Consider the following 1,921-nt stretch of genomic DNA (forward strand, 5'->3'; position numbering starts at 1 on the left):
TCTCTGAATGGGAGATGAATCTGAGGTTTCCGAGAGTCGTTGAATTGAGGGTGAATCGTGAGTAGAGGCGATCGCATTATTTACATCTCCAGAATCGGAAGTTTCCGAGAGTCGTTGAATTGAGGGTGAATCGTGAGAGGCGATCGCATTATTTACGTCTCATGAATCCGAGATTTCGGAGAGTCTCTGAATTGGAGAGGAATCTGAGGTTTCCGAGAGTCKTTGAATTGAGGGTGAATCGTGAGTAGAGGCGATCGCATTATTTACATCTCCCAAATCGGAAGTTTCCGAGAGTCGTTGAATTGAGGGTGAATCGTGAGAGGCGATCGCATTATTTACGTCTCCTGAATCCGAGATTTCGGAGAGTCTCTGAATTGGAGATGAATCTGAGGTTTCCGAGATTCGTTGAATTGAAGGGGAATCATGAGTAGAGGCGATCGCATTATTTATATCTCCCGAATCCGAGGTTTCCGAGAGTCTCTGAATTGAGGGGGAATCGTGAGTAGAGGCGATCGCATTATTTACATCTCCCGAATCTGAGGTTTCCGAGAGTCGTTGAATTGAGGGTGAATCGTGAGTAGAGGCGATCGCATTATTTACGTCTCCYGAATCTGAGRTTTCSGAGAGTCKCTGAATKGGAGAYGAATCTGAGGTTTCCGAGAGTCGTTGAATTGAGGGTGAATCGTGAGAGGCGATCGCATTATTTACATCTCCCAAATCGGAAGTTTCCGAGAGTCGTTGAATTGAGGGTGAATCGTGAGAGGCGATCGCATTATTTATATCTCCCGAATCGGAAGTTTCCGAGAGTCTCTGAATGGGAGGAGATGAATCTGAGGTTTCCGAGAGTCGTTGAATTGAGGGGGAATCATCAGAGGCGATCGCATTATTTACATCTCCCAAATCGGAAGTTTCCGAGAGTCTCTGAATTGAGGGGGAATCGTGAGAGGCGATCGCATTATTTACATCTCCCAAATCGGAAGTTTCCGAGAGTCTCTGAATTGAGGGGGAATCGTGAGTAGAGGCGATCGCATTATTTACATCTCCCAAATCGGAAGTTTCCGAGAGTCTCTGAATTGAGGGGGAATCGTGAGTAGAGGCGATCGCATTATTTACGTCTCCCAAATCCGAGGTTTCGGAGATTCTCTGAATTGAGGGGGAATCGTGAGTAGAGGCGATCGCATTATTTACGTCTCCCAAATCCGAGGTTTCGGAGATTCTCTGAATTGGAGATGAATCTGAGGTTTCGGAGAATCTCTGAATGGGAGATGAATCTGAGGTTTCCGAGAGTCGTTGAATTGAGGGTGAATCGTGAGTAGAGGCGATCGCATTATTTACATCTCCCAAATCGGAAGTTTCCGAGAGTCGTTGAATTGAGGGTGAATCGTGAGAGGCGATCGCATTATTTACRTCTCCCGAATCGGAAGTTTCCGAGAGTCTCTGAATTGAAGGGNGAATCATSAGAGGCGATCGCATTATTTACGTCTCCCGAATCTGAGGTTTCCGAGAGTCTCTGAATTGAAGGGGAATCATCAGAGGCGATCGCATTATTTACATCTCCCGAATCTGAGGTTTCCGAGAGTCGTTGAATTGGGGATGAATCTGAGGTTTCGGAGAGTCTCTGAATGGGAGATAAATCTGAGGTTTCGGAGAGTCGTTGAATTGGAGATAAATCTGAGGTTTCCGAGAATCTCTGAATGGGAGATGAATCCTTCCCAGATATCCCATCATTTATATCTCCTGAATCCGAGGTTTCCGAGAGTCGTTGAATTGAGGGGGAATCGTGAGAGGCGATCGCATCATTTCTATCTCCCGAATCCGAGGTTTCCGAGAGTCTCTGAATTGAGGGGGAATCGTGAGTAGAGGCGATCGCATTATTTCCTTCTCCCGAATCGGAGGTTTCCGAGAGTCGTTGAATTGAGGG

1 protein-coding gene is annotated in these 1,921 nt (G+C 46.5%); it reads right to left on the reverse strand.

What is annotated here, in order from left to right; translation table 11 throughout:
• Positions 1-159 precede the first annotated feature (159 nt).
• Positions 160-1,473 carry a hypothetical protein gene (locus B9T16_RS28200; protein WP_410246340.1) on the reverse strand — a complete coding sequence of 438 codons (1,314 nt, stop codon included), beginning with the start codon at positions 1,471-1,473 and terminating at the stop codon, positions 160-162.
• Positions 1,474-1,921 lie beyond the last annotated feature (448 nt).

Source organism: Arthrospira sp. PCC 8006 (assembly GCF_046480465.1).
In the GTDB taxonomy this organism is placed as follows: Bacteria; Cyanobacteriota; Cyanobacteriia; order Cyanobacteriales; family Microcoleaceae; genus Limnospira; species Limnospira platensis.